Origin of the sequence: Joostella sp. CR20 (assembly GCF_038433465.1) — a bacterium.
GTDB lineage: Bacteria > Bacteroidota > Bacteroidia > Flavobacteriales > Flavobacteriaceae > Galbibacter.
On record NZ_JAESVF010000051.1, the window covers coordinates 1 to 340 of the forward strand.

Consider the following 340-nt stretch of genomic DNA (forward strand, 5'->3'; position numbering starts at 1 on the left):
TTATATATCACCTAGTTTGAGTAGTTCAGAGAATTATATATTTACAAGGAGTTATCAGCGTTCTATGACGAGTGCCTCAGGTATTCGAGAGAATAAGGATGTAATAGAAAGTGTAACGTATTTTGATGGTTTAGGCAGGGCGAAGCAACAGGTAGGTATTAAAGCAACTCCAACTAAGAAAGATGTAATCACACATATTGGCTATGATGCTTTTGGGCGTCAGGCATTGGAGTATCTTCCTTATGGTTCTTCACAGAATCGGGGTCAGTACAACGGGAGCGCATTGAGCCAGACGCATAGTTTTTACAATACAGCAAAATATGACAATACTCCCAACCCT

The 340-nt window shown here is 40.0% G+C and carries 1 protein-coding gene; it reads left to right on the top strand.

Features of this window, described 5'->3' with window-relative positions; genetic code table 11:
• Nucleotides 1-16 precede the first annotated feature (16 nt).
• Nucleotides 17-340 (top strand): DUF6443 domain-containing protein (locus JMA43_RS13995; RefSeq protein ID WP_342157323.1); only part of this gene is annotated, 324 nt, incomplete at its 3' end.